The organism is Saccharopolyspora taberi (assembly GCF_039534165.1).
GTDB lineage: Bacteria > Actinomycetota > Actinomycetes > Mycobacteriales > Pseudonocardiaceae > Saccharopolyspora_D > Saccharopolyspora_D taberi.
The window spans coordinates 106,610-133,362 of record NZ_BAAAUX010000014.1 but is presented as its reverse complement, the minus strand read 5'-3'; the positions used below and the strand labels follow the sequence as shown (position 1 = coordinate 133,362).

Annotated in this window: 27 protein-coding genes and 1 pseudogene; 10 read left to right on the top strand and 18 right to left on the bottom strand. The window is 72.4% G+C overall.

Annotated features, from left to right (window positions below; genetic code table 11):
- Positions 1–63: 63 nt before the first annotated feature.
- The gene (locus ABD691_RS14690; protein WP_344680221.1) at positions 64–708 is read left to right on the top strand and encodes a class I SAM-dependent methyltransferase; all 645 of its coding nucleotides are present in this window, start codon (positions 64–66) and stop codon (positions 706–708) included.
- On the opposite strand, the gene ABD691_RS14685 is transcribed toward ABD691_RS14690, so the two are convergent.
- Both ABD691_RS14685 and ABD691_RS14680 read right to left on the bottom strand, forming a co-directional pair.
- Positions 693–2,129 carry a gamma-aminobutyraldehyde dehydrogenase gene (locus tag ABD691_RS14685; protein WP_344680220.1) on the bottom strand — a complete coding sequence of 479 codons (1,437 nt, stop codon included), beginning with the start codon at positions 2,127–2,129 and terminating at the stop codon, positions 693–695. The genes ABD691_RS14690 and ABD691_RS14685 overlap by 16 nt on opposite strands.
- Positions 2,130–2,207: 78 nt before the next feature.
- The gene (locus tag ABD691_RS14680; RefSeq protein WP_344680219.1) at positions 2,208–3,458 is read right to left on the bottom strand and encodes an MFS transporter; all 1,251 of its coding nucleotides are present in this window, start codon (positions 3,456–3,458) and stop codon (positions 2,208–2,210) included.
- 65 nt (positions 3,459–3,523) lie between these two features.
- On the opposite strand from ABD691_RS14680, the gene ABD691_RS14675 reads away from it, so the two are divergent.
- Positions 3,524–4,219 carry a GntR family transcriptional regulator gene (locus ABD691_RS14675; RefSeq protein WP_344680218.1) on the top strand — a complete coding sequence of 232 codons (696 nt, stop codon included), beginning with the start codon at positions 3,524–3,526 and terminating at the stop codon, positions 4,217–4,219.
- Positions 4,220–4,364: 145 nt separating this feature from the next.
- Here the strand turns inward: ABD691_RS14675 and ABD691_RS14670 are convergent.
- Positions 4,365–5,399: pseudogene (locus tag ABD691_RS14670) on the bottom strand (MFS transporter); the annotation flags it as partial.
- Between the two features lie 113 nt (positions 5,400–5,512).
- On the opposite strand from ABD691_RS14670, the gene ABD691_RS14665 reads away from it, so the two are divergent.
- Complete coding sequence (locus tag ABD691_RS14665; RefSeq protein WP_344681284.1) at positions 5,513–6,262, top strand: metalloregulator ArsR/SmtB family transcription factor; 750 nt, start codon at positions 5,513–5,515, stop codon at positions 6,260–6,262.
- Positions 6,262–6,798, top strand: a complete 537-nt coding sequence (locus ABD691_RS14660) for an SRPBCC family protein (protein WP_344680217.1) — start codon at positions 6,262–6,264, stop codon at positions 6,796–6,798. Before ABD691_RS14665 ends, ABD691_RS14660 begins: the two co-directional genes overlap by 1 nt.
- Positions 6,799–6,851: 53 nt before the next feature.
- On the opposite strand, the gene ABD691_RS14655 is transcribed toward ABD691_RS14660, so the two are convergent.
- Both ABD691_RS14655 and ABD691_RS14650 read right to left on the bottom strand, forming a co-directional pair.
- Positions 6,852–8,066, bottom strand: coding sequence for an SPFH domain-containing protein (locus ABD691_RS14655; protein ID WP_344680216.1), 1,215 nt, complete (start codon positions 8,064–8,066; stop codon positions 6,852–6,854).
- Between the two features lie 25 nt (positions 8,067–8,091).
- Entirely contained in the window at positions 8,092–8,523 is a 432-nt protein-coding gene (locus ABD691_RS14650; protein WP_344680215.1) for an NfeD family protein, read from the bottom strand.
- A 109-nt stretch (positions 8,524–8,632) separates the two neighbouring features.
- Here ABD691_RS14650 and ABD691_RS14645 point away from each other — a divergent pair, with 109 nt between their 5' ends.
- Positions 8,633–9,130: a GNAT family N-acetyltransferase gene (locus tag ABD691_RS14645; protein WP_344680214.1), complete on the top strand. Its 498-nt coding sequence runs from the start codon at positions 8,633–8,635 to the stop codon at positions 9,128–9,130.
- Here ABD691_RS14645 and ABD691_RS14640 read toward each other — a convergent pair.
- Complete coding sequence (locus tag ABD691_RS14640; protein ID WP_344680213.1) at positions 9,127–9,930, bottom strand: DUF3097 domain-containing protein; 804 nt, start codon at positions 9,928–9,930, stop codon at positions 9,127–9,129. The two genes, ABD691_RS14645 and ABD691_RS14640, sit on opposite strands and share 4 nt — an antisense overlap.
- Positions 9,931–10,069: 139 nt before the next feature.
- Between ABD691_RS14640 and ABD691_RS14635 the strand changes: the two genes are divergently transcribed.
- Positions 10,070–10,843: a hypothetical protein gene (locus tag ABD691_RS14635; protein ID WP_344681282.1), complete on the top strand. Its 774-nt coding sequence runs from the start codon at positions 10,070–10,072 to the stop codon at positions 10,841–10,843.
- Positions 10,844–10,885: 42 nt separating this feature from the next.
- Here ABD691_RS14635 and ABD691_RS14630 read toward each other — a convergent pair whose 3' ends face one another.
- From ABD691_RS14630 to fabG, 3 genes are all read right to left on the bottom strand, one after another.
- Complete coding sequence (locus ABD691_RS14630; protein ID WP_344680212.1) at positions 10,886–11,908, bottom strand: ferrochelatase; 1,023 nt, start codon at positions 11,906–11,908, stop codon at positions 10,886–10,888.
- Positions 11,909–11,964: 56 nt separating this feature from the next.
- Complete coding sequence (gene fabI / locus ABD691_RS14625; RefSeq protein ID WP_344680211.1) at positions 11,965–12,732, bottom strand: enoyl-ACP reductase FabI; 768 nt, start codon at positions 12,730–12,732, stop codon at positions 11,965–11,967.
- Between the two features lie 82 nt (positions 12,733–12,814).
- The gene (gene fabG, locus ABD691_RS14620) at positions 12,815–13,519 is read right to left on the bottom strand and encodes a 3-oxoacyl-ACP reductase FabG (protein ID WP_344680210.1); all 705 of its coding nucleotides are present in this window, start codon (positions 13,517–13,519) and stop codon (positions 12,815–12,817) included.
- Between the two features lie 197 nt (positions 13,520–13,716).
- Between fabG and ABD691_RS14615 the strand changes: the two genes are divergently transcribed.
- A complete protein-coding gene (locus ABD691_RS14615) occupies positions 13,717–16,578 on the top strand; it encodes an FAD-binding and (Fe-S)-binding domain-containing protein (RefSeq protein ID WP_344680209.1) in 2,862 nt (953 codons plus the stop codon).
- A gap of 72 nt (positions 16,579–16,650) precedes the next feature.
- On the top strand, positions 16,651–17,220 hold the full coding sequence (locus tag ABD691_RS14610; protein ID WP_344680208.1) for a hypothetical protein: 570 nt from the start codon (positions 16,651–16,653) through the stop codon (positions 17,218–17,220).
- 85 nt (positions 17,221–17,305) lie between these two features.
- Here the strand turns inward: ABD691_RS14610 and ABD691_RS14605 are convergent, their stop codons facing one another.
- A complete protein-coding gene (locus ABD691_RS14605) occupies positions 17,306–18,325 on the bottom strand; it encodes an FAD-dependent monooxygenase (RefSeq protein ID WP_344680207.1) in 1,020 nt (339 codons plus the stop codon).
- On the opposite strand from ABD691_RS14605, the gene ABD691_RS14600 reads away from it, so the two are divergent.
- Positions 18,263–18,412 (top strand): hypothetical protein, encoded by a 150-nt coding sequence (locus tag ABD691_RS14600; protein ID WP_344681280.1) that lies wholly within the window; start codon positions 18,263–18,265, stop codon positions 18,410–18,412. The two genes, ABD691_RS14605 and ABD691_RS14600, sit on opposite strands and share 63 nt — an antisense overlap.
- A 139-nt stretch (positions 18,413–18,551) precedes the next feature.
- Here the strand turns inward: ABD691_RS14600 and ABD691_RS14595 are convergent, their stop codons facing one another.
- Positions 18,552–19,277, bottom strand: coding sequence for an MgtC/SapB family protein (locus tag ABD691_RS14595; RefSeq protein WP_344680206.1), 726 nt, complete (start codon positions 19,275–19,277; stop codon positions 18,552–18,554).
- 77 nt (positions 19,278–19,354) lie between these two features.
- Between ABD691_RS14595 and ABD691_RS14590 the strand changes: the two genes are divergently transcribed.
- Positions 19,355–19,708, top strand: coding sequence for a VOC family protein (locus tag ABD691_RS14590; RefSeq protein WP_344680205.1), 354 nt, complete (start codon positions 19,355–19,357; stop codon positions 19,706–19,708).
- 5 nt (positions 19,709–19,713) lie between these two features.
- On the opposite strand, the gene ABD691_RS14585 is transcribed toward ABD691_RS14590, so the two are convergent.
- The 7 genes from ABD691_RS14585 to ABD691_RS14555 form a co-directional block, all read right to left on the bottom strand.
- Positions 19,714–20,304 (bottom strand): class I SAM-dependent methyltransferase, encoded by a 591-nt coding sequence (locus tag ABD691_RS14585; RefSeq protein WP_344680204.1) that lies wholly within the window; start codon positions 20,302–20,304, stop codon positions 19,714–19,716.
- Between the two features lie 19 nt (positions 20,305–20,323).
- On the bottom strand, positions 20,324–21,304 hold the full coding sequence (locus tag ABD691_RS14580; RefSeq protein ID WP_344681278.1) for a VWA domain-containing protein: 981 nt from the start codon (positions 21,302–21,304) through the stop codon (positions 20,324–20,326).
- Between the two features lie 2 nt (positions 21,305–21,306).
- Positions 21,307–22,245: a DUF58 domain-containing protein gene (locus ABD691_RS14575; protein WP_344680203.1), complete on the bottom strand. Its 939-nt coding sequence runs from the start codon at positions 22,243–22,245 to the stop codon at positions 21,307–21,309.
- Between the two features lie 14 nt (positions 22,246–22,259).
- Positions 22,260–23,354 carry an AAA family ATPase gene (locus ABD691_RS14570; RefSeq protein WP_344680202.1) on the bottom strand — a complete coding sequence of 365 codons (1,095 nt, stop codon included), beginning with the start codon at positions 23,352–23,354 and terminating at the stop codon, positions 22,260–22,262.
- 366 nt (positions 23,355–23,720) lie between these two features.
- A complete protein-coding gene (gene mobA / locus ABD691_RS14565) occupies positions 23,721–24,290 on the bottom strand; it encodes a molybdenum cofactor guanylyltransferase (protein WP_344680200.1) in 570 nt (189 codons plus the stop codon).
- Between the two features lie 130 nt (positions 24,291–24,420).
- A complete protein-coding gene (locus tag ABD691_RS14560) occupies positions 24,421–25,617 on the bottom strand; it encodes an NlpC/P60 family protein (RefSeq protein WP_344680199.1) in 1,197 nt (398 codons plus the stop codon).
- A gap of 160 nt (positions 25,618–25,777) precedes the next feature.
- Complete coding sequence (locus ABD691_RS14555; protein ID WP_344680198.1) at positions 25,778–26,599, bottom strand: SIR2 family NAD-dependent protein deacylase; 822 nt, start codon at positions 26,597–26,599, stop codon at positions 25,778–25,780.
- Between the last annotated feature and the right edge of the window lie 154 nt (positions 26,600–26,753).

Genomic DNA, 26,753 nt, shown 5'->3' with positions numbered 1-26,753 from the left:
CGTATTGCAATCGCGGTCGACGCACTGTAACAATACGAACGTATCGTAAAAAGAGGAGCAACCATGACCACCACCGACCACCAACGCCGCCACTGGGACCGCATGAGCCACGTCCTCAACATCACCAACCGGCTCTTCCCCCACGACCGGCTCGCCCGCACCGCCACCCGCGCCCTGCGACTCCAACCCGGACAGACCGTCCTCGACATCGGCTGCGGAACCGGCCCCAACTTCCCCGCGCTCCACGACGCCCTCGGCCCCGCAGGAAAGATCATCGCCATCGACCACAGCCCCGGCATGCTCGCCAAAGCACACCAACGCATCCAACGCCACGGCTGGACCAACATCGAACTCCACCAAGCCGACATCAGCCGCGAAAACCTCGGCACCGCCCGAGCCGACGCCGCCATCGCCGCCTACGCCTTCAGCGCCATGCCCGACATCCCCGCCGCCACCCGCAACGTCCACACCGCACTCACCCCCGGCGGCGCACTGTTCACCTACGACATCCGCCAGCCCGACAACGCCGGCGCACCACTACGCCTCACCTACCGGTTGTTCACCCGAACCGCCGGCGGCGACGTCCTCACCGCACTGCACGACACCTTCGACACCGTCACCCACATCCACCGCGACGGCACCGAAACCCCACCACCGGACAACCCCTGGCACCTCATGGCACTCGCCCGCCGTCATTCCTCCACATAGGACATGACGTGCTTGATCCGGCTGTACTCCTCCAACCCGTAACGGCCGAAATCCCGCGCCGACGCCGAATGCTTGAACCCGCTGTGCGGCATCTCCGCGGTGAACGGATGATGCGTGTTGATCCACACCGTCCCCGCCTGCAACCGGCGCGACAACCGCATCGCCCGCGAATGGTCCCGCGTCCACACGCTCGCCACCAGCCCGTACCGCACCCCGTTGGCCAACGCCACCGCCTCGTCCTCCCCCTCGAAGCGCTGCACCGTCACCACCGGCCCCAAAAGCTCGTTCTGCACAAGCTCGTCGTCCTGCTCCACCCCCACGACCACCGTCGCCTCGTAGAAGAACCCCCGCTCACCCCGCCGAGAACCACCGGCCACCACCCGCGCGTGCTCCGGCACCCGCTCCACATGCGACTGCACCAACTCCAGATGACCCGCGCTGTTCAACGGCCCGAACGACGCGTCCAGATCCTGCGGCGGCCCCGGCCGCATCACCGCCGCGTACTCCACCAACGCCGCCACCAGCTCGTCGTAGACCTCCGGCGCCACCAGAACCCGGCTCGCCGCCGTGCAACTCTGCCCCGCATTGCCGAACGCCGCCTCCGCGATCCCCCGCGCCGCCAACGCCACATCCGCGTCCCCGAACACCACCGCAGGAGCCTTCCCGCCCAACTGCAGGTGCACCCGCTTCAGATCCGCCGCCGCAGACCCCGCGACCTCCATCCCCGACCGCACCGTCCCCGTGATCGAGAACATCCCCGGCACCTCGTGCGCCACCATCGCCCGACCGCTGTCCCGATCACCGCAGATCAGGTTCAACACCCCCGGCGGCAACACCTCAGCAGCGATGTCGGCCACCAACGCCGTGCTCAACGGCGTCGTCTCCGCCGGCTTGAGCACCACCGTGTTCCCCGCCGCCAACGCGGGCGCGAACTTCGCCACCGCCAACAACAACGGATGCGTCCACGACGTCACCTGCGCGCACACCCCGATCGGCTCCCGCCGCGCGAACGACGTCCGGAACGGCTGGTACTCCGCCGCCGCCGTCGTGTCCAGCACCCGCGCCGCCGCCGCGCAGAACCGCAGCACGTCCACCGCCATCGGCAACTCGTCGTTGCGCACCACCGACCACGGCTTGCCGGTGTTGCGGCACTCCGCCGCCACCAGCTCCTCCGACCGCTCCTCCATCACCTCGGCGATCCGCAGCAACAACTGCTGCCTGCGCCGCGGCGTCGTCTGCGACCACGACTCGAACGCCGAAGCCGCCACCCCCATCACCGCGTCCACGTCCATCCACCGCGTCAGCGGGCAGAACCCGAACTCCTCCCCCGTGCTGGGATCCACCAACGGCAGGGTCTCACCCGCCAAGGTGCCCACGTGCTCCCCACCGACAACGTTGTGCAGTTCCAGCGCCGTGGTCACAAAACCTCCATCGCCACCCGACTCCGCGTCGCCACCCGACCCTAACGGCCACCGGCACGACCGGAAGGCGGCTCGCCGCTAGCGCTCCCGCCGCAACGCCTGCGCGAAGGTCCCCACCACGAGCAACAGCAACACCGGAGCGAACGCCCACCGGTACGCGACGTCGGCGGGCTGCGCAGCCACCATCTGCAACACCACCCCGACCAGCAACTGGATCAGCACCGCGGCCGAGAAACCACCCATGTTCACCACGCCCGACGCCGCACCCGACCGGTGCGTCGCGTTCGCCGACCGCGCACCGTCGAACGCCAGCATCGCGCTGCCGCCACCGACCCCGATGACCACCAGCGCCACCACCAGCAACGGCATCGGCAACACCGACGGCCACAGCACCAGCAACGCCCACACCGCCACGACCGCCACCGACAGCCACCACGTGAACGCCTCACGCCTGCGCTGCCGCCCCGAGACGTACTGCCCGGCGAACCACGAACCACCCAGGAAACCCAGCACGCACAGCATCAGCAACGTCCCGACCTCGGCCTTGCCGTGCCCCTGCGCCTCGGTCAGCCACGGCGAACCCCACAACGTCGTGATCGCCACGAACTGCGCCATCAACACGAAATGCACCCAGAACGAGTGCTTGGTCCCCCGCTGCGCGACCACCGTCCGCAACGTGTCCCAGATCCGCTCGGCGGGAACCTCGACCATCCCGACCGCCTCCGCCGGGCGGTCCCGGATCACCAGCCACGCCAACACCGCCAGCGCAGCCGTGATCGCCGCCGCCCCCAGGAACGTCGGCACCCAGCCCAGCCCGTGCAGCGACAACCCCAGCGGCAGCGTCGAGAACACCTGGCCCAGACCGCCCGCGAGACCGGTCAGCGCCGCCACCTTGCCGAACCGGTGGGCCGGGAACCACTGCGCCGCCAGCCGCAGCGCGTTGGTGAACAGGAACGCGTCGCCGAACCCGATCAGCATCCGGCCCGCGATCCCGCCGACCACCGAAGCGCTCACGGCGAACACCGCCGAGCCGATCGCCAGCGACAGCACCCCGCCGGTGATCACCCGCCGCGGCCCGAGCCGGTCGGCCAGCAGTCCCGACGGCACCTGCAACGCCAGGTACACGCCCAGCTGCAACGCCGAGAACAGGGCCAGCACCGCCGGACCGGTCCCGAACCGCTGCAACGCCTCCGGCGCCACCACGCCCAGGCTCGCCCGGTGGAACAACGCGGCGAAGTAGCAGAGCGCGGCCACGCCCCACACCAACCACGCCGTCCGCAACGACCGCTGATCTCCGGGCGCCGTCTCGGGCGCCGCCGTCCCCTGCACGCGAACCTCCAAGTGAATGCTCGTATGCAGCTTAGATACAAGCTGGGCGCCAGTACGATGGCCGCGTGTCGAGCGCAACACCCCGCGAACCCGTGTCCCCCGCCACAGCAGCCCCCGAGGCCCCGGCCGCCGACCGGGCCTACCGCCACGTCAAATCCGGGCTGCTCGACGGCACCTACGCCGACGGCCACCTGCTGTCGGAAGGCGAGATCGCGGGCACGCTCAACATGTCCCGCACCCCGGTCCGGGAGGCGTTCCTGCGGCTGCAGACCGAGGGCTTCCTCAAGCTCTACCCCAAGCGCGGCGCCCTGGTCGTGCCGGTCACCCCGACCGAGGCGCGCGCCCTGCTGGAGGCCCGGCTCGCGCTGGAGAGCTTCGCGATCGACAAGCTCGCCGCGCTCGGCCCCGAGACGATGGCCGAGATCGGCGGCGAACTCGCCCGCCACCCCGCCTGCGACGCCACCGACCTCACCGACGCCGAACTGCACGAAGCCGACCGCGCCTTCCACGCGCACCTGGTCGCCGCCGCGGGCAACCCCGTGGTGGAAGACCTCTACAACGCGCTGCGCGACCGCCAGATGCGCATCACCGCGACCGCCCGCACCCACACCCGCCGGGCCCGGATCACCAAGCAGCACGCCGGACTCGCCGAAGCCGTCCGCGACGGCGACCCTGCGCTGGCCAAGGACCGGCTCCGCGGCCACCTGCTCGAAACCGTGCAGGCCCTGGACGTCTCCGGCGGCCCCCTCCTCGAAGGCTGAGCCTCCTTGTAGCGCGGAGGCTTCCCTTCTCTTGCATGGTTCGTCTTTCGCTCCCGTGGAGCATTAATTTCGATCAACACTGAAGCGATCGCGCTTATTGATCTTTCGCTGGCCGGTCGTGGCGGAGGACCCACGCTCCGACGAGCGCCCCCGCGGGCACCGCCGCGGGAAGCCCCGACCGGTAGACGGCGGCCAGCACGCTGCCCAGCACGGCGACGCCGAGCGCGATGCCCAGCTGCTGGTGCGTGTCGTTGAGCGCTGACCCCATCCCCGCCCGCTCAGCAAGAACAGCACCGAGGACCGTGCTCGTCGTCGCGGGACCGGCGAACCCGGTACCGCCACCCGCCAGGACCAGCCCGGCCGCGACCAAGACGAACAGCGCACTGCCCGTCCCGAGCGTCAGCAGCGCGGCAGCGACGCTGCCACCCGCGAACTGCCGGTCCCGGTACAGGGCGAACTCGACCACCGGGACCACTGCGCGCACCTGCCGCCAACCGAACGCGCCGAGCAGAACAACCGCGAGCACGCCGCTGGCAGCCGAAAACCCGATGACAGCCGTGACCAGTGCGGTCATCCCGGCGGTCACCAGCACCGCGCTGACCGGATCGACCGGCCGCCCGGGGTCGCGCGACTCGGGCACCAGCCGCGCGATGAACAACATCGCGACCGCCACCACGGGCACGTTGATCAGGAAGACCCCGGCCCAGCTCCACACCGCCACCAGCAGCCCGCCCAACACCGGCCCGGCCGCCATCGCCACCGAGGCCGCGGCCGCCCACGCGCCGAACGCCCGGGGACGCTCGTGTTCCGGGAAGACCTGCACAAGCACGGCCAAGGTCGCCGGCATGACGAGCGCCGCGCCGGCTCCCATGAGCGCACGCATCGCGATCAGCCACCACACCGACCACGCCAGCGCCGCAGCCGCCGACGCCACCCCGAGCACGGCCAGCCCCGCGAGCATGGCCCGGCGGCGCCCGTACCGGTCCGAGGCCGCTCCGGCGGCGATGAGCAACCCGGCGAAGACGACCACGTAAGCGGCGATGACCGCCTGCTGCGCGGTGGTCGAGGCGTCGAACGACCGCGCGATCGACGGCATCGCCACGTTGAGCACCGTGTTGTCCACGACGATCACCAGCAGTGCCGCGCAGATCGCCACGAGGATCGTCCACCGGCGCGGGTGCCGTCTGGCTGCGCGAGCCCCGCGCCACCCGGCAGGCTCCCGCCCTCACCCGGGACCGGATCGTCGCGGCCGCGATCGACGTCCTCGACCGCAGCGGCGAGTCGGGGCTGAGCATGCGCCGCCCGGCCGAAAGCCTCGACGTGAACGCGACCAGCCTGTACTGGCACGTGTCCAACCGGGACGACCTGCTCGACCTCGCCCTGGACGCGGTGTTCGGCGAGATCCCGCTCCCCCGGACCCGCTCGTCGTGGCGCGAGGACCTCACGGCGTTCATGCGCGGCCTGCGCGCCGCGCTGCTGGCGCACCCGTGGTCGGCCGTGCTGGCGGGCAGCCGGCCGCTGATCGGCCCCAACGCCCTGGCCAGGTCCGAGTTCGTCTACACCGCCCTGACCTCGGCCGGGCTCCGCGGCGCCGACCTCGCCGACCACCTGTCGACCCTGCACACCGACTGGGACGACCACTTCGACCGCTCGATCCGGTTCCTGCTCGACGGCCTCGCCGTCCAGCGCCAGTGCATATCCCTTGACAGGCATATACTCGTGAAGGAATATAAAGCCGTGGACGCGTTCGCCGTGCTCGCCGATCCGACCCGGCGCCGGATCCTCGACCAGCTCCGGGAGTCCGACCGCACCGTGGGCGAGCTCGTGACCGCCCTCGCGGTCAGCCAGCCGACGATGTCCAAGCACCTCAAGGTGTTGCGGGAGGCCGGTTTCCTGTCCTGCCAGGTCTCCGCGCAGCACCGCATCTACCGGATCGAGCCGTCGGCGTTCCGGACGCTCGACGCCTGGCTCGCGCCCTACCGCGAGCTGTGGACCAGGCACCTCGACGCGCTCGAACGCCATCTCGACGCCAAGGAGCAGTGATGAACCGCGAATCCTTCCGCCCCGGCCCGCTGTCGGAGGTCCACTACGAAGCCGCGGACGCGGGCTGGACGGTCGTGTTCGTCCGGGACCTCGGGCATCCGCCGGAGAAGGTCTGGGACGCGCTCACCGACCCGGAGCAACTGGCCGAGTGGTCCCCGTTCGTCCCCGACCGGGACCTGGGCGGCGTCGGCGACGCGACGCTGACGATGATCGACGGCGAAACCCGGGAGGACGTCTCCTCGCAGGTGCTGCGGGCCGAACGCCCGGTCCTGCTGGAGTACTCCTGGGACACCGACGTCCTGCGCTGGGAACTGGAGGCGACCGGCACCGGAACCCGGCTCACGCTGCGGCACACCCTCCGCGACCGGAGCTGGATCCCGATGGTCACCGCGGGCTGGCACCTGTGCCTCGACGTCGCCGAGCACCTGCTCGACGGCGACCCGGTCGGGCCGATCCGCGGCGGCGAGGCGAAGAACTTCGGCTGGGCAGAGCTCAGGACCGCCTACGCCGCGAAGCTGGACCTGCCCGACGCCTGACAAGCACAACGGCGGGGCTCGGCCGTGCGAACCCCGCCGTTGGTGCCGGTCGGTCAGCGCTGCTCGGGCTCCTGCCGCTGCCCGCCAGACAGCGGCGGCTGCTCCAGAGCGCCGGGAGCCCCGAGCTCCCGCGCGCTCGGCATGGTGCCGCCGATGCTGGCCGGACTCGGCACCTCCTTGCGTGCGACCGCCTCCGCGGCGCGCACCGCCTCGGCGACCTCCGGGCTGGTGGAGACGTCGAACCAGGACTTCACCGACTCCTCGTCCTCCTCCGGACGGGTCGACGGCGGCTCCTCCTGCGGCGGCTCGTAGCGGAACACCCCGTCCTCGCCGGGCGCCCCGAGCATCCGCGCGAAGCCCTCCAGCGACTTGCCGAAGTCGCTGGGCACGACCCACACCTTGTTCGCGTCGCCCTGCGCCATCTGCGGCAGGGTCTGCAGGTACTGGTAGGCCAGCAGCTCCGGCGTCGGCTTGCCCTGCTTGACCGCGGCGAAGACCTTCTCGATCGCCTTGGCCTGGCCCTGCGCCTGCAGGTAGCGGCTGGCCCGGTCACCCTGCGCCCGCAGGATGCTGGACTGCCGGTCGGCCTCGGCAGCCAGGATCGCGGCCTGCTTGGAACCCTCGGCCGCCAGGATCTGCGACTGCTTCTGGCCCTCGGCGGTCTTGATCGCCGCCTCCCGCTGGCCCTCCGCGTTGAGGATCATCGCGCGCTTCTCCCGGTCCGCGCGCATCTGCTTCTCCATCGAGTCCTGGATGGACGGCGGCGGGTCGATCGCCTTGAGCTCCACCCGCGCGACCCGGATGCCCCAGCGCCCGGTCTCCTGGTCCAGCACCCCGCGCAGCTGGGTGTTGATCTGGTCGCGGGAGGTCAGCGTCTCCTCCAGGCTCATGCCACCGACGACGTTGCGCAGCGTCGTGGTGGTCAGCTGCTCCACGCCGACGATGTAGTTGGAGATCTCGTACACCGCCGACCGCGAGTCGGTGACCTGGAAGTACACCACCGTGTCGATGGAGACCGTGAGGTTGTCCTGGGTGATCACCGGCTGCGGCGGGAACGAGACGACCTGCTCGCGCAGGTCTATCCGGGCCCGCACCCGGTCCAGGAACGGCATCAGGAAGTTCAGCCCCGGCGCGGCCACGGTGCGGAACCGCCCCAGCCGCTCGATCACCGCGGCCTGCGCCTGCGGCACCACCAGCACCGACTTCACCGCGACCACGATCACCAGCAGTGCGACCACCGCCAGCACGATCAGCCCGGTCGGGTCCACATCAGCCTCCTTGTCCTCGTGCGGGTCAGGGTTCGGCCCACACGACGGCGGTGGCCCCGGAGATCTCCATGACCGTCACCGTCTGCCCGCTGTGCATCACTTGGGTTTCGTCGAACGCCCGCGCGGTCCACAGGTCGCCCCGGATCCGCACCTGTCCACCGTGGGCATCCACAGTGGATTCCACCACGGCCTTCTGCCCCACCAGGGCGTCGACGTTGGTCTTCAGTTCGCGCTCGACCCGCATCCGGCGCTTGAGCGCGGGCCGGGCCAGGACGATGAGGCCCAGCGACAGCGCGGCGAACACCACCGCGTCCAGCCCCAGCGGAACCCCCATCGCCGAGGCACCAGCGGCGGCCAGCGCACCGGCGCCGAGCATCACCAGCACGAAGTCCCCGGACAGGACCTCCGCCGCGATCAGGACCACCCCGGCGATCAGCCACAACAACGCGGGAACCATGCCTCCATGGTGGCAGACCGCCCGCTGCGGGGTGGTGGGAAAGCGCCGACGTGACCGAGGCGTGACTCGTCCCGGGAAACCGCGTTGCCGCCCGTCCTAGCCTTCTCCCATGGCACCGAACGTGCGCACCACCGCCCGGCTGCGGCTCCGGCCCGTCAGCACCGGCGACCTGACCGCGTTCACCGAACTGGAGTCGGCGCTGCGGGCGCGCGAGGAGCCGCCGCGCGACCCGCCGGACCCGGCTCGCAGCGCCCGCCTGCTCGCCGACTTCGTCCGGAACTGGGACCAGGCCGGGCTGGGTTACTGGACGGTCCTGTTCGAGGACCGGATCGCCGGATTCGGCGGCGTCCAGCCGAAGCGCTGGCGCGGGCGCGACTGCTGGAACCTCTTCTACAAGCTCGACCCCGGCTGCTGGGGGCGCGGTCTGGCCACCGAGATGGCGCGCGAGGCGATCGCCGCGGCCGCCGCCGTCCGTCCGGACTGGCCGGTGCTGGTGGAAACGCGGCCCTGGAACGCGCCCGCGATCCGGCTCGCCGAGCGGGTCGGGCTGACCCGGATCCCGCCGCAGGACGGCGAGGAGTGGACCGCGCTGCTGCTGGAGCGCTAGTCCACCGTGACGAAGTCGATCAGCCGCTCCACCGCGGAGATCAGCGGGGTCTCCACGTCGCGGAACGACGAGACCGCCGAGAGCACCCGGCGCCACCCGTCGGCGGGTTCGCCCCAGCCGAGGCGGCGGCACACACCGTCCTTCCAGGACTCCCCGCGCGGCACCTCCGGCCAGCCGGGGATGCCCAGCGCCGCCGGTTTCACCGCCTCCCACACGTCCACGTAGGGGTGGCCGGTGATCATCACGTGCGGGTCGGTGATGCCCTCGACGAGCCTGGACTCCTTGCTGCCCGGCACCAGGTGGTCGACCAGCACGCCCACCCTGCGGCCGGGTTCCGGGCCGAACCCGGCGAGCAGCCCCGGCAGGTCGTCCACGCCGTGCAGCGGTTCGACGACCACGCCCTCGACCCGCAGGTCGTGACCCCACACCCGTTCGACGAGCTCGGCGTCGTGCACGCCCTCCACCCAGATCCGGCTGCCCCGCGCTTCCCGCGCCCGCAGCCCTTCGACGCGGACCGAGCCGGAGGCCGACCGGGCCGGGCGGGCCGGTGCCTTCGGCGCGGGCGCGACGAGCGTCGCGGGACGGCCCTCGAACAGGAAGGCGGCGGGCCGCATCGGGAACAGCCGCTGCTTGCCGTGCCGGTCCTCCAGCACCACGTTGCCCTTCTCCAGCCGGACCACCGCACCGCAGAACCCGCTGGCGGGGTCCTCGACCACCAGGCCGGGCTCGGCAGGGACCTCGGGCACCTTCTTGCGGCGGGGACCGGAGAGGACGTCTTTGCCGTAGTTGACCGAACGCACGATCCGGCACGGTAATGCGAAACCCGATCGGGTTGGTGGCGGCGCGCCGCCCGGCGTAGATCACATTCGCCGCACCCCGGACCTGCTGACCGGCGCAGGATCCGTACCCTTGAGTGCCGTGCCTTGCCCCAGCGCGACGATGGTCGTATGGACGTCCGCGTGGCTCCACGGCGCCGCGGCCTCCGATGACGTGCTCGATGCCCTCCACCCCTGGGCCGAGTCGCAGGAGGTGCGCGCAGCCGACGAGGAGCTCGCCACCAGACTTGATCTCCCCGGCCCGGACCAGCCACCCGCAGGCCCGGCGCTGCTGCTTGCCGCCCTGCGCAAGGCGGGTGCGGCCAACGGCGAACTCGTCCTGCCCGTCCCCGGCGACGTCCGGGGCCTCGGCGGTGCCGGCGACTTCGCCCGGCTCGCCCTGCGAACCGGGGAAGCAGCGGTGCTGCGCGACGCGGGCCTGGGGCTGGTACCCCAGCGCGTCGCGGAGGGCGTGCTGCGCTGGACCGTCTTCGAGGTCGGCGATCTGCCGCCCGCCGAGCACATGCCGATCGGCGAAGCCGAGCACGGCATGTCGTCGGCCATGCGCGAGGCCGCGAGCACGCTGATCGACCTGGACATCGCCAAGCACCGCCCGGGCGTGCGCGAGGAGATCGCCAGCACCGTCTCGTCCCGGCCGCAGCCGCCGTGGCCGCAGGACGTCCCGCAGCGCCCGCTGCGGATCCTGCAGCGCGCCTCGGAGGTCGAGGCGATCCTGTGGGTGGCCACCGACGACGCGCCCGGCGGCGCGCTGTCGGCGTCGGCCTCCCGCGCCCGCACCGAGGCGCTGCGCCCGCTGTTCGACTCGGTGCGCGCCGCCCGCCGGGCGTCGGTCGCCGAGATGGTGCGGGTGATCGCGGACCGCGCGGGCAAGCACTGACCCGCGGTGTTGCGGCCCGCCCGCGGGCGGGCCGCAACACGGTCAGCAGCAGCCGGGCGCGCAGGGCTCGCCGTTGGCGCTGCACCCGGCGGCGGCCAGCAGCGACAGCTTGCGCGGCGCCTGCCCCGAGACGTGCTCGGCGATCAGCTCGGTGATCATCTTCGGGAACCGCGGGTCGGTGCCTGCGGTGTCGGCCCGCGCGAAGCCCATGCCGAGTTCGGCTGCCTTGTCCCTGGCCTCGTTGTCGAGGTCCCAGATGACCTCCAGGTGATCGGAGACGAATCCGATCGGCGCCACCACGACCGCGCGGGTGCCCTTGTCGTGCAGCTCCTCGACGTGGTCGACCACGTCCGGCTCCAGCCACGGGACCTGCGGCGGGCCGGACCGGGACTGCCAGACCACGTCGTGGGTGTCCAGCCCGGCCTCCTCGGCCACCAGCCGGGACGCCTCGGCGACCTGCCGCGAGTACCACTGCGGCCTGCCGTCGGCGCCCTCCATGTCGTCGGCGCGCAGCGGGACCGAGTGCGCGGTGAACACCAGCCGCGCCTCGTCGCGGACTTCCGGGCCCAGCTCGGCGAAAGCGCGCCGCACCGCGTCGGCGTTGGCCGCCACGAACAGCGGGTGGTCGTAGAACTGGCGCAGCTTGACCAGTTCCGGCGCCCGCTCCCCCACCGCGGCGCGGGCGCGCGCGATGTCCTCGTGGTACTGCTTGCAGCCCGAGTAACCGCCCCACGCCGAGGTCGCGAACACCAGGGCGCGCCGCACGCCGTCGTCGGCCATCCTCGCGACGGTGTCCTCGACCATCGGGTGCCAGTTGCGGTTGCCGAAGTAGACCGGCAGCTCCAGGCCTGCGGCGGCCAGCTCGGACTCCAGGGCGCTGATCAGGTCCCGGTTGAGGCGGTTGATCGGCGAGACCCCGCCGAAGTGGTGGTAGTGCTCGGCGACCTCGTCGAGCCTTTCCGGCGGCACTCCCCTGCCTCTGGTGACGTTCTCCAGGAACGGCCGGACGTCTTCCGGGCCTTCCGGTCCTCCGAATGACAGGAACAGCAGCGCATCGAAACTCACCGGACCATGATGGCCCCGCGTGCGCGCGGGCGCGCACGCGGGGCCATCACAGCGGGTCACACGCCGAGTGCGTGCACCCCGCCGTCGACCATGATCATCGAGCCGGTGGTCTTGGGCAGCCAGTCCGACAGCACCGCGCAGATCGACTTGGCCACCGGTTCCGGGTCGTTGACGTCCCAGCCCAGCGGCGCGCGGTCGCCCCAGCTCTCCTCCAGGTCGCTGAAACCGGGGATCGACTTGGCCGCCATCGTGCGGACCGGGCCCGCCGAGACCAGGTTGACCCGGATGCCCTTCGGGCCCAGCTCCCGCGACAGGTAGCGGGAGGTCGACTCCAGGGCGGCCTTGGCCACGCCCATCCAGTCGTAGGCGGGCCAGGCGACGCGGGCGTCGAAGTCCATGCCGACGATGGAGGAGCCCGCTGACAGCAGCGGCAGGGTGGCGGTGCTCAGCGACTTCAGCGAGTACGCCGAGACCTCCAGCGCGGTGGAGACGTCCTCCCACGGCGCGGCCAGGAAGTCCGCACCCAGGCAGCTGGGCGGGGCGAAGCCGATCGAGTGCAGCACGCCGTCGAGGCCGTCGACGTGCTCGCGCACCTTGTCGGCCAGCCCGTCCAGGTGCTCACCGTTGGTGACGTCGAGCTCGATCACCGGCGCGGGCTTGGGCAGCCGCGAGGCGATCCGCTGCACCAGGCTCATCCGGCCGAACCCGGTCAGCACGACCTCGGCCCCCTGCTCCTGGGCGACCCTGGCCGCGTGGAACGCGATCGACGCGTCGGTGATCACACCGGTGATCAGCAGCCGCTTACCTTCGAGCAATCCGCTCACGAACATCCTCCGCTGTGCTTCGTCGAAAACTCGCCGGTCCCACCGGTGCGCGGGCGGGCCGGGACCGGCGCCTGCCGGGTGGTCAGTGGCCCATGCCGAGGCCGCCGTCGACCGGGATCACCGCGCCGGTGACGTAGGCGGCGGAGTCGGAGGCCAGCCACTGCACGGCGCCCGCGACCTCGTCGGCGGAGGCGAACCGGGCCAGCGGGATCTGGCCGAAGATCTCGTCGCGGCGCTCCTCGGAGAGCTGGTCGGTCATGTCGGTGGAGACGAATCCGGGGGCCACCACGTTGGCGGTGATGCCGCGCGAGCCCAGCTCGCGGGCGATCGAGCGGGACAGGCCGACCAGGCCCGCCTTGCTGGCCGCGTAGTTGGCCTGCCCGGCGCCGCCGGAGAGGCCAACGACCGAGGAGATGAAGATCATCCGGCCCCGGCGCAGCCGCAGCATGCTGCTGGCGGCCCGCTTGGCGACCCGGTACGAGCCTGCCAGGTTCGCGTCGATGACCCGGTCGAACTGCTCCTCGCCCATCCGCAGCAGCAGCCCGTCGTCGGTGATGCCCGCGTTGGCCACCAGCACCTCGACCCTGCCGTGGGCGGCCTCGACCTCGTCGAACGCCGCGGCCACCTGGTCACCGTCGGTGACGTCGCAGCGCACCCCCAGCAGGCCCTCCGGTGCGCCCGATCCGCGGTGGGTGACCGCGACGTTGTCCCCGGCCGCCTGGAACGCCTTCGCGATGGCCAACCCGATGCCGCGGTTCCCGCCGGTCACCAGTACGGACCGTGCCACTGTCGATCTACCTCCACCTGAAGCCTGTGCGCGGATCCCCACGGGATCCGCCTGATCCAGCCGCGACATTATCCGCTCGGTGTCCGGGCACCCTCATCGCATCCATACAGAAATCGGGCCGCCGTGTCGTGGTTCACCTACAGCGGTGATCACCGGCACACTGCGCGTGAGCCGTACGCCGACCCGCGGGAGCGCCGATGACCACCACGCACGTCCCCGACTTCGCCTCCGACCTGCGCGCGGTGCTGCGCGGGCGGGCGCGGTTCGATCCCGGGACCCGCGCCCTGTACTCCACCGACGCCTCCAACTACCGGCGCGTGCCGCTGGGCGTGGTGTACCCGAGGGACGAAGAGGACGTCGCCGCGACGGTCGCGCTGGCCCGCGCGCACCGGGTGCCGATCACCGGGCGCGGAGCGGGCACGAGCATCGCGGGCAACGCCGTCGGCGACGGTCTGGTGCTCGATTTCTCCCGGCACATGAACAAGATTCTCGAAGTCGACCCGGACCGCGGGCTGGCCCGCGTGCAGCCGGGGGTGGTGCTGGACTCGTTGCGCACGGCTGCCGCGCCGCACGGGCTGACCTTCGGCCCCGACCCGTCGACGCACAGCCGCTGCACGCTGGGCGGCATGATCGGCAACAACTCCTGCGGGACGCACTCGGTGGCCTGGGGCAAGACCGTCGACAACGTGCGGTCGCTGGACGTGCTGCTCAGCGACGGAACCCGGCTGGAGGTGGGCGCGACCTCGGACCGGGAGCTCGACGCGCTGTGCGCGAGGGGCGACCGCACCGGGCGCCTCTACCAGGAGCTGCGCGCGCTGCGGGACGACGTGGGCGATCTGGTCCGGAGCTCGTTCCCGGATCTCAAGCGCCGCGTGTCCGGTTACAACCTCGACCAGCTGTTGCCCGAGCACGATTTCCACGTCGCGCGGGCCCTGGTCGGCACCGAGGGCAGTTGCGCGACGGTGCTTGGGGCCACTGTGGAGCTCGTCGGGACGCCGGGTGCCCGGGCGATGGCGGTGCTTGGTTTCGCGGACAGCTACGCGGCGGCCGACGAGGTGACCGAGCTGCGCGGGCTGGACGCGCTGGCCATCGAGGGGCTCAGCTCCGAGCTGGTGGAGGTCGTCGGGCAGCGCAACCCGGGTTCGCCGTCGCTGCGGCTGCTGCCCGGCGGGCGGAGCTGGCTGCTGGTGGAGGTCGGTGGCGCGGACCGGGAGGAGGCCGAGGCAGCCGCCCAGCGTGTAGTGCGCGCGATGGGCGACCGGGCCGAGAGCGTCGTGCACACCGATCCGCGGCGGATGGCCGCGCTGTGGAAGATCCGCGAGGAGGGATCGGGGTACTCGACGCGGATGGCCGACGGCTCCGAGCGCTGGTCGGGCTGGGAGGACGCGGCCGTGCCGCCGGAACGGCTCGGCGTGTACCTGCGGGAGTTCGACAAGCTGCTGGAGCGCTTCGGGCGCCGGGGCGTGACCTACGGGCACTACGGCGACGGCTGCATCCACGTGCGCATCGACTTCGACCTCGCCAGCACCCGGGGTGCGGCGGGCTACCGGTCGTTCATGGAGGTCGCGGCGGACCTGGTCGTCTCGCACGGCGGTTCGGTGTCGGGCGAGCACGGTGACGGGCAGGCCCGCTCGGAACTGCTCTCGCGGATGTACCCGGCGGAGATCATCCGGGGGTTCGAGCGGTTCAAGTCCGCCTTCGACCCCGACGACCTGCTCAACCCGGGCCAGATCGTGCGGCCCCGGCCGCTGGACGCCGACCTGCGGGTGCTGATCGCTCCCCCGCGCCTCCCCAGCCGCACGACGCTGGCCCTGCACGCCGACGGCGGCGACCTGGCCTCGGCGACCCGCCGCTGCGTGGGCATGGGCAAGTGCCTGAACACCACAGGTGGGGTGATGTGCCCGAGCTACCGCGCGACGAAGGAGGAGCAGCACTCCACCCGTGGTAGGGCGCACCTGCTGTTCGAGATGCTGGCGGGCAAGGTGATCAGCCGGGGCTGGCGGTCGCCGGAGGTCCGGGAGGCGCTGGACCTGTGCCTTTCGTGCAAGGGCTGCAAGACCGACTGCCCCGTGGGCGTGGACATGGCGACCTACAAGGCCGAGTTCCTGCACCACCACTACCGCGGCCGGATGCGCCCGGCGTCGCACTACTCGATGGGCTTCCTGCCGCTGTGGCTGGCGATGGGCCAGCGCGCGCCGCGCCTAGCCAACCGCGTGCTCGGCGGTCCGCTGGCACCGCTGCTCAAGCGGGTCGGGGGAATCGCGCCCCAGCGCGGGATTCCGCGCCTGGCCGAGCAGAACCTGCGCGCGTGGTGGGCCGAGCGCGCGCCGCGCGCGGGAACGCCCTCGGTGGTGCTGTTCCCGGACACCTTCACCAACCACTTCGACCCGCACGTCGGCCGTGACGCGGTCGCGGTGATGGAAGCGCTCGGGCACGTCGTGGCCCTTCCGGAGCGCCAGGTCTGCTGCGGTCTCACGTGGGCCTCCACCGGGCAGCTCGGCATCGCCCGGCGCATGGTCCGGCGCACCGCGCGCGTTCTGCGCCCGCAGGTGCGGTCGGGCGCGCCGGTGGTCGGCCTGGAGCCGAGCTGCACCGCGTTCCTGCGCAACGACGCGCTGGAACTCGCGCCGGACGATTCCGACGTCGCCGCGCTGGGCGCGGCGACGCGGACCTTCGCCGAGTGGGTCGAGCCCACTCGTGACGAGTGGGCGCGGGAGCCGGACGGCGGCCCGGAAGCGCTGGTGCAGGTGCACTGCCACCAGTACGCCGAGCTCGGGTTCGACGCGGACCGGTCCACGTTGGACGCCACCGGAACCCGCGCGCGGGTGCTGGATTCGGGGTGCTGCGGTCTGGCGGGCAACTTCGGGTTCGAGCGCGGCCACTACGAGGTGTCGATGGCGTGCGCCGAGCACGCGCTGCTCCCGGCGGTCCGATCGGCAGCGGCGGGCACCGAGGTCGTGGCCGACGGGTTCAGCTGCCGGACCCAGCTGCGCCAGGCCACCGGGACCGAGCCGGTGCACCTGGCGACCCTGGTCGCGCGGGCGCTGGAGTCGCGCTGACCCTGCTCTGTTCCGGTGAAGCTTTCATGATCACGGGCGCGGTGGCGATCTCCTCGGCACGGTGGAACCACCATGCTGCGCACTCGAAAGCTTCTCCTCGTGGCCGCGGCGGCGGTCGTGCTGCTGGCCGGCGCGGCCGCCGCCGCGTGGTGGGTTCCGCTGACCTGGCAGGCCAGGGTCGACCGGCCGGTGGGCGAGCTCATGGCCGCAGGCGATCCGCCAGCTCCCGGCCCCTGGACGGCCGGTTACACCGAACCGGAGCCGGGTGAGGCGACCCGGTCCTGGAAGGCTCCGGGCGGGGTCGAGGTCGACGAGACGATCCGGCGCCATTCCTCCCCGGTGTGGGCCTCCTTGGCCTACGACCGCTCCGATCCGTCGGTCGAGCGCGCCGAGTACTTCGACCTGATCGTCGAGCGCACTCCGCCCCGGCCGCTGCCGGAGGCCGACGCCGCGCGGTACTTCTGCGGGCAGGTCCACGGCAGGCCGGGCACGTGCGACAGCTGGTGGGTCCAGCTGCGCTACGGCCAGTACGTCGTCGACATCCAGACCGTCGACGTGCCGTCGGCGGAGTCAGCCGAGGTGCCGCCGTGGCTCGCCGAGTTCGTGCGCGCCGCCGACGAGGCCCTGACCAGCCGGACCTGAGCCGCCGGTGACAGGCGCGCTCCGGGACAGATGAGCGGCAGGCGCCGCAGCGGCCGAGATACCAGTCCGCGTCCCGGTGGCGCGATCATGGTGTCCAGTTCAGCACCGGCTCCATCGACCGGATCAGCGCAGACCCGGGAGCCAGGCGCATGGCGGTGTTGCGCGCCGCCACCGCCACCGGGGACGTCCAGTGCGCGACCACGCCCACCCGCCGCGACCGCCGGACGATCATCTGCGCCCGGGGCCTGCGAGCCCGGTCGTATGCGCCCAGGTCGCCGGCGGCGCCGAGCACCACCGCGTCCTCCAGCGCCTGGCACCCGCCCTGGCCCAGGTTCGGCGTCATGGCGTGCGCGGCGTCGCCGAGCAGCGCCACCCTGCCCGACACGAAGCTGGGCAGGTCGGGCAGTTCGTAGCTGTCGTGGCCCAGCAGCACGTCGTCGGCGACGGAGTCCAGCAGCGCCGGGATCGGGTCGTGCCAGTCGGCGAACCGCCGCCGCAACGCGTGGATGTCACCGCTCGCGCCTTCCGGTCCCCTGACCACCGCGTAGCAGTAGACCCGCCCGTCGGGTAGCGGCGCGTAGCCGAACCTGTCGCCCTTGCCCCAGGTTTCGACCGAGCGGACCTGGCGCGGCGGGGCGATCATCCGCCAGGTGCGGTAACCGGCGTAGCGGGGCGCCGGGGCGTGCGGGAACACCGTGCGGCGCGTGATGCTGCGGATGCCGTCGGCGCCGACCACGAGATCCGCCGACGAGACGCCGCCGGCATGCACGACGGTGCCGTCGGTATGCACCTCGCGGACCTCGATCCCCGCGTGCAGCGCGTCCTCAGGGACCGCCGAACGCAGGACGTCGAGCAGGTCGGCGCGGTGCAGCATCGCCCACTGGCCGTGCCTGCGCTCCAGCTCGGCGGTGTCCGAACGGGACAGCCAGCGCCCGTCGACGTCCTGGATCCCGGCCTGGCCTTCCGGCATCGCCCGCTGCCGGACCTCGTCGCCGCCGGCGTTCCCGACCCGGCCGACCGGGCGCGGGACTTCGTCGCGTTCCTGGACGGCCTGATGTTCGACGCGATCACCCGCCCCGGCGAACGCGAACTGGACGAGGACCACCTGCGCGCCACGGTCCGCGCCCTGCTGGAGGCGACCGTCAGCACCTCAGCTCGGGAACCCGGCCGATCGCGAACCCGCCCGGCGTGACCCCGCGGAACTCCGCGGCCATGTGCGGCTGTTCGTAGTACCCGCCGGCCCACGCCCTCGACGCGCCGACCGACCCGCGCGGACTGGCACGCCCGGGCGAAACCGCACACGGCTCTGTCCCCGGTGCGCGGCGCGCCGATCAGAACCCGGGCTCCACCGACTCCCCGACCGCCGTGTGCAGCACCCCCGGCAACGCTGCGACTTCGGAGACCAGCGAGGTCACCGGCTCCTTCCCGCTGACCCGGATCGCCACGACGGCCACCCGCTGGCCCTGGTCGTCGCTGTCCTCGCGCTCCACCTCCAGGTCCAGCACCGCCCAGCCCCGGCTCGTGCACAGCGTCAGCACGCTGCGCAGCACGCCGTACCCGTCGAGGTAACCGATCCGCAGGACCTGCGGTTCCCGCAACGACTTCCGCATCAGCCGCAGCAACCGCGGGTAGCCCAGCACCACCAGGAAGTGCACCGCGGTCGTCGCCGCGGCCAGCACCACCAGCCCGCCCCCGCAGGCCATCCCGACCGCGGCCACCACCCAGACCGTGGCCGCCGTGGTCAGCCCGCGCACCGCGTCCCGCCGCACGAAGATCAGGCCACCACCGATGAACCCGATCCCCGACACGATCTGCGCCGCCACCCGCGACGGGTCCAGCGCCACCCGGTCGAACGCGAGCATGTCCCCGAACGCGTACTTCGACACCAGCATGAACAGCGCCGCGCCCACCCCGACCAGCGTGTGCGTCCGCAGGCCCGCGCTCTTGGCCCGGACCTCGCGCTCCAGGCCGATCAGGCTCGACAGCACCAGAGCGGTCCCGAGCTCGATGAGCAGCGGAACCTCGCGCAGACCCACCACCACCGCGTCGTCGGACATTCCAGGAAGGTAACTCCGACCACGCCCGCACGGCAGCACGGTGAGGATGGCCGAAGACCAGCGACAAGGAGGTCACCATGTCCGTGGAGCACGTCCTCGCCGTCGTCCCGGTGTCCGACATCGACGCCGCCGACGCCTGGTACGAGCGCCTGTTCGGCCGGCCCGCCGACAACAACCCGATGCCCGGCCTGGTCGAGTGGCAGGTCACCGGCACCGGCTGGGTCCAGGTCTTCCACGACCCGGACCGGGCGGGCGGCACGATGCTCAACTTCGCGGTGGACGACCTCGACGCCCACGTCGCCGACCTCGCCGGACGCGGCCTCGAACCGGGCGAGGTTCAGCAGGCGAACAAGGGCGTCCGGTTGTCGACCACCAGCGACCCGGACGGCAACCGGATCACCTTCGTCGGCGGTTTCCGCGTGCGGTACTGAGCGGTTCAGCGGGGGCGGCGCGCCAGGTACACCAGCGCGGGCGGCACGTTGCGCCACACCGTCCGGCTGATCACCGTCTCGTCGAAGGTCGCCAGCAGGTCCCGGTACTGCCGCCGCGCGGGCGGCGCCCACCGTGTCCAGGTGTAGGCGAACTGCGTGAACGCGCCGTCCTCGGTCAGCGAGTCCGCGATCAGCCGCACCAGCGGCACCCCGTCGACCGGCGCGTGCGCCGCCCACGGCAGCCCGCTGACCACCACGTCGGCCCGCAGACCCCGCTCCGCCAGCAGCGCGGGCAGCTCCCTGGCGTTCGCGCACACGGTCTCGACCCGCGGGAACCGCTCCCGCAACGTCTCGGCCCAGCGCGGGTTGAGCTCCAGCGCGAGGTGCCTGCCCCGCCCGCCGAGCCGCCGCTGGATCGCCTCGGTGAACGACCCCGTGCCCGGCCCCAGCTCGACCACCACCGGCTCACCCCGGCCGGGGACCGGCGCCACCATCTGGGCCGCCAGGAACCGCGAGCTCGGGCCGACCGCGGCCGTCGTCGTCGGAGACTTCACGAACTCCCGCAGGAACTCCACGGTGCTCGCAGAACCGCGCACGGTCGACCACTCCCGGATGTCAGGGCAGACGGCGCCCCAGGAACAGCCCTGCCCCGGAGGCCACGATCGCGGCGAGCGTACCCAGCACCAGCCAGGGCTTGGACGCATCTGTGTGCTTGATCTCGTAGCCGATCTGCTCGCCCAGCGTCGCGTAGACCTCCCGCAGCTGCTCGGCGCTGGCGGCCTTGTGGAACTCGCCGCCGGACAGCCGCGCGATCTCCTGCATCGCCTCGTCGTCGACCTCGACCAGCTCCTGCTCGCCCTCGATCTCGATGGTGCCGTGCCTGGTGCCGAACGAGATCGTCGAGATCGGGATGTTGGCCTTCTTCGCCTCCTGCGCCTTGGTGTAGGCGCCGCGCGGCGCGTCCAGCTCGCGCGGGATCGTCTGCCCGCCGTCGGCCATCAGCACGATCCGGGCAGGCGGCGCGCCCGAGGGGCCGCCGACCATCTTGCCGAACGAGTCGATCGCCGACATCGACGCGTTGATGCCGTCCCCGGTCGCGGTCGCCTCGGACAGCTTCAGGTTGTCGATCGCCTGCTTGACGCTGGTCCGGTCGGTCGTGGGCATCACCAGCACGGTCGCGGTCCCGGCGAACGAGACCAGCCCGAGGTTGATGCCCGGGGTGAGCTGGTCGGCGAACTCCTTGGCCGCCACCTTGGCCGCCTCCAGCCGGTTCGGCTCGACGTCGGTGGCCTTCATCGACAGCGACACGTCGACGGTGAGCATCACCGTCGCCCGGTTGCGCGGGATCCGCTGCTCGGCGGTCGGCCCGGACAGCGCCACCGTCAGCAGGATCAGCGCGACCCCGAGCAGCGCCGCGGGCACGTGCTTGGACCAGCCCTGGCTGCGCCGCGCGACCCGGTCCAGCACCTCCAGGTTGCTGAACCGCACCGCGTCCCGGCTCCGCCGCCGCTGCGCCCAGACGTAACCGGCGACCAGCGCGAGGACGACCAGCAGCAGGCCGAACCACAGCGGTGCGGTGAAACCCGTCAAACTCAACATCACGCCGTTCCCCCGGACCAGCCTCGCTTGCGCGCCACGACGAACCGCACCACGTCGGCGATCCAGTCCGAGTCAGTTCGCAGCACCAGGTGCGCGCACCCCGCGCGCCGCAGCGCCGCCGCGACCTCGTCGCGGTGGCCCGCCGCGGCGGCGGAGAACTCCTTGCGCAGCACCGGTGTCGTCTGCACCTCTCGTTGCTTGCCCGTCTCCGGGTCCGCCAGCAGCACCGTGCCGACGTCGGGGAGTTCCACGTCGCGCGGATCGACGACCTCGATCGCCAGCAGCGAGTGGCGGGCCCCCAGCCCGCGGAGGGCGCGCTGCCAGTCCATCGCGCCCAGGAAGTCCGAGATCACCACGGCCAGCCCGCGCCTGCGCGGCGGGCGCCGCAGCGACTCCAGCACGCGCGCCAGGTCACCGCGGGTCCCCTCCTCGGCTCGCGGGGCCTCCGCGACCCGCTTCAGCAGCGCCCGCGCGTGGGCGGGTCCGCTTCGCGCGGGCAGCCGCAGCACGTCGTGGCCGTTGTCGACCACGGCGCCGATCCGGTTGCCGCCGCCGCTGGTCAGGTGCGTGACCGCCGCGAGCCCGGCGATCGCCATCTCCCGCTTGACGCACGGGCCCGACCCGAAGTCGAGGCTCGGCGACAGGTCCATCGCCACCCACGTCTCCAGCTCGCGGTCGGCGACGGTCTGGCGGATGTGCGGCTCGCTGGTGCGGGCCGTGACCGCCCAGTCCATCCGGCGGACGTCGTCGCCGGGCTGGTAGATCCGGGCCTCCCCCGGCTCGGAACCGGGGCCGGGGACCAGGCCGAGGTGGTTGCCCTGCAACAGGCCGTCGAGCCTGCCCCGCACGGTCAGCTCCAGCGACTTCAGCGCCGCCTGCAACCGGCCGCTGTCCAGCGCGGGCGGTGCCCAGGACGGTCGGGGTGCTGCCGAGGACACGGCTGCCTCATTCCTCACTGGTGCTGGGTCGGCCCGAGCGGCGGCTGGCCATAGCCCGCCGGCTGGGCGGGAGCGTGCGGGGCGGCCTGCGGTCGCGCCGAGACCTGCGGCAGCGGAACCGTCTGCAGGACGCGGTTGACGATGTGGTCCACCGGCACGCCGTCGGCCAGCGCGTCGTAGGACAGCACCAGCCGGTGCCGCAGCACGTCCGGGACCACGTCGACCACGTCCTGCGGCAGCACGTAGTCGCGCCCGCGCACCAGCGCCAGCGCGCGGGCGGCCGCGACGATGCCCAGGCTCGCCCGGGGCGAGGCGCCGTAGGAGACCCAGCCCGCGATGTCGGAGAGCCCGTGGTCGTTCGGCAGCCGGGTCGCCAGCACCAGCCGGACGACGTAGTCGACCAGCGCGTGGTGCACGAAGACCTTCGAGGCGACGCCCTGCAGCCGGGTCAGCTCGTCGGGGTCCAGCACCGGGTTGGGCTCCGGCGAGGCCACGCCCATCCGGTAGACGATCTCCCGCTCCTCCTCGGCCGAGGGGTACTCGACCTCGAGCTTGAACAGGAACCGGTCGCGCTGGGCCTCCGGCAGCGGGTAGACGCCCTCGTTCTCGATCGGGTTCTGGGTGGCCAGCACCAGGAACGGGCTGGGCATCGGGAAGCTCTCGCCGCCGATGGAGACGTGCCGCTCGGCCATCACCTCCAGCAGCGCGGACTGCACCTTGGCCGGGGCCCGGTTGATCTCGTCGGCGAGCACGAAGTTGGCCAGCACCGGGCCGAGCTCGACGTCGAACCGCTCGCTGCCCTGCCGGTAGATCCGGGTGCCGAGGATGTCGGCGGGCACCAGGTCGGGGGTGAACTGCAGGCGCGAGAAGGAGCCCCCGACGACCTTGGCGAAGGTCTCCACGGCCAGCGTCTTGGCCACGCCGGGCACGCCTTCGAGCAGGATGTGGCCCTTGGCCAGCAGCCCGGTCAGAACGCGCTCGACGAGCCGGTCCTGGCCGACGATCACCCGCTTGACCTCGAAGACGGTGCGCTCCAGCAGCTGGGCGTCCCGCGCGGGGGTGGTCACCTGCCCCGCGGTCCCGCCTTCACCATTCCCGGCCTCGGTCACTTCCGCCGCCTCCTGTTCTCGCCCGCGACATCCGCCCGAGCACGTTCGTCCGGCCGGTCCCGGCCGCCCAAGATCCTGACACGCCCACGCGGCACGAACGCGCGGGGGCGAAACAGCCCGCGTCCACCCAATCGCACCACCGGTGTGACCGCTGTGAAGAAGGCGCGGTTCCTGCTCGGGGCGGTGTTCCGTGGCTTGACGGCGAACGTTGATTTCATTCGACACTGAAGTGATAGGGACTGCAAACGCCGAATCGGCGGACGCGGGCAAGAGGTTCCTGGCTGCGACGATGGCCGACCGCGGCTCATTCAGCCCGAGCACGGTCCAGCGCGACGATGGGAATCCGTCGTCGCCAGAGCATCAAGGTCAACCCGAGAACTGGCCCCGCGAGCGGCGGAGGTCGTCCGGGGTGTCCACATCGGACGCCTCGGCGCCGACCGCGGGCAGCTGCACCGGCGCGAGCGCGCCCAGCACCCCGCGCACCGAGCGGTCGCGCACGTCAGCGGGCATCGCCGCGCGCAGCGCCTGCCCCCGCCACACCCCCACCAGCCACTGCGGCACGCCGTCCGCATCGACCAGCACCGCCCCCTGCGCCGGGCCGACCGCGGCGAGCAGGCGCGACACCGTGCCCGGTGTCAGATGCGGATGGTCGGCGGCCAGCACCGCGACCAGCTCGACGTCGGCGGACAGCGCCGCCAGACCCGCGCTCAGGCCCGCCAGCGGACCGCCGCCCGGAGGGTCTTCGCGGGTCCACGCGACCCGGTGCGCGACCTCCCGGCGGGGACCGACGACCACGACCGGATCGGCTCCGGCCACCGCGTCCAGGGTCCGTTCCAGCAGCGAGCGGTCGCCCACCGGCAGCCGCAGCTTGTCCACCCCGCCGAGCCTGCGGGCCGCTCCCCCTGCCAGCACCACGGCGGCGAACGCGATCGTCATGCCCTCGATGCTTCCAGCTCACCGGGCCAACAGGTCACCGGGAGCCACCACGACTTGGCGTTCGGGATGCGAACGCCGATCGTCACGGTGGGAGGCGACGGGGGCTGAACCGAGTAGAGGTGTCCCGCGTTCAGAGCAGGCGCACGGCGTACGGCGCGAGTCCGCTGTAGCGGACCGGCGCGATGCGCACCTGCGCGCCGGAGTACGGCGCCTCGATCATCCGGCCGCCGCCCAGGTACAGGGCGACGTGGTGGGTGCGTCCGGAGTCCTGCCAGAACAGCATGTCGCCGCGCCGCATCGCCGAGACCGGGACCTGGTGGCCCGCCAGGTACTGGTAGCCGCTGTAGTGGTCGAGCTCGATCCCGGCGCCGGCGAACGCGTAGAGCATCAGGCCCGAGCAGTCGAAGCCGACCTTGCGGAAGTCGCCGTGGGAGTCGGCGACACCGCCGTCGCGGATGCCCCGGCTCGGGCCGGACGACGTTCCGCCGCCCCACGCGTAGGTGACGCCGAGCTGCGACATCGCCCGCTGGATCACGGTTTCCACCGCGTCGCCTGCCGGGACGGCATCGTCCGGCGCCGGCTCCGGGGGACGCGGCGGCTCCTCCGCGGCCGGGAACTGCGCTCGGACCGCGGCGAGCTGCGCCTCCACCTCCGACTTGTCGGCCTCCAGCGGACGGATCTGCGCCAGCTGGTCGGCCTGCGCCGCGATCGCGGCGTTCTCGGCCGCCTCGGCGGCGCTGCGGGCGTCGTCGGCGGCGGCGCGGTCCGCCTGCGCGCGCTGCTCGGCCGCCCGCGCGAGCGAGTCCTTGTTGACCTTCTCCACGCGGGCGCGCTCCAGGTCGTCGAGCACGTCCAGCTCGGTCCGGCCGACCACGTCGAGCAGTTCGGCGCGGGCCAGCAGCTCGTCCGGGCCGCGGACCCCGGCCAGCGCGGTCAGCGAGCCGAGCCTGCTGCCCTGCCGGTAGCTGCGCGCCGCGAAGTCGTCGAGCCTGCGGCGCTGCTCCTCGATCTGCCGCCCGGCCGCGTCGACCTCCGCGCCCGCGCTCGCCGCCGTCTGCTCGGCGGCACGCACCTCGCGCTCGGCGCGCTGGAGGTCGACGCGGGCCTTGTTGGCGTCCTCCATCTTCAGCTCGACCTGGGCGCTGAGGTCGACCAGCCGGGCTTCGGCGGCGGCGAGCCTGCTGGTCAGCGCACCGACGCGGTCGGCGGTCCCGGGGTCGGGCGGCTCCGGCGCGGCCAGTCCCGCCCCCGGCACCGCCAGGGCGACGGCGGCCACCGCCGCCAACGCCGAAGCTCCCCTCCTGCCGAACCCGCGTGCGAACGCCACGGCCGCCACCTCCTCCTGCACCTGCGGGCTACCCCGGAAAGCCGCAATCCGAATGCGCCTTATGGAGTCTCACCGACGGTGAAGGGCTCAGCCACTTTTGTCACATGCGCGGTCTGCCGCCCCAGGCACAACACACCGGCGCGTACGCCGTTCGGACCGCTCAGCCCCAGGTGCTGGGGTCTCCCCAGGTCCGCAGCGGGCGCTCGGCCCCGGTGGGCTCGACGGCCATCAGCTCGGGCAGGACCTCGACCAGCGGTTCGCGCAGGACGGCCGCGGCCAGGTCGTCGTAAGGGGTGGGCTCGGCGTTGCAGATCACCAGCTCCGCACCCGCCTTGACGGCCAGCTCCGCGAAACCGGCCGCCGGGTAGACGGTCAGCGAGGTGCCCGCGACGAGGAACAGGTCGCAGTCGAGCGACGCCCGCCTGCACGCGCGCACCACGTCGGGGTCCAGCGGCTGGCCGAACGACACCGTCGTCGACTTCAGGATCCCGCCGCAGGCGCGGCACGGCGGGTCCGCCTCCCCCGCCGCGACCCGCTCCAGCGCGGCGCGCGTCGAGCCGGTGCTGCCGCAGTCCATGCAGACCGTGCCGAACATCGACCCGTGCAGCTCCAGCACCTTGTCCCTGGCCAGCCCGGCGCGCTGGTGCAGCTCGTCGATGTTCTGGGTCAGCAGCATGCCGAGCCTGCCGGAGGCGGCCAGGTCCACGAAAGCCCGGTGCGCGGCGTTGGGCTCGGCCGTCCACGCCGGGTTGTCCATCCGGCGCTGCCACGACTCTCGCCGGACCTCGGGATCGTTTAGGTAGCTGTCGATGTCGCTGAGCCGCTGAGCGCGCGGGTCACGCGTCCACACACCGTTCGGCCCGCGGAAGTCCGGGATGCCGGAGGCGGTGGAGACCCCGGCGCCGGTCAGGGCGGTGATCCGCCTCGCCGCCCCGAACAGCTCCCGCGCGCGCCGCCGGTCCTCGCCACCTCGTCCAGTCACCGCTCCACCGTCCCACACCGCGAAATTAGGCCGCCGGAGTGAGCTGCGTCGCACGTCTCACACACGCCCGAGGCGATCTTGTGAAGGCTACTTTTCTTCTCGGTAACGCGGACCGCGAGTCGAAGAAACACCGCGTTCCTAACGTCTGCGAGCA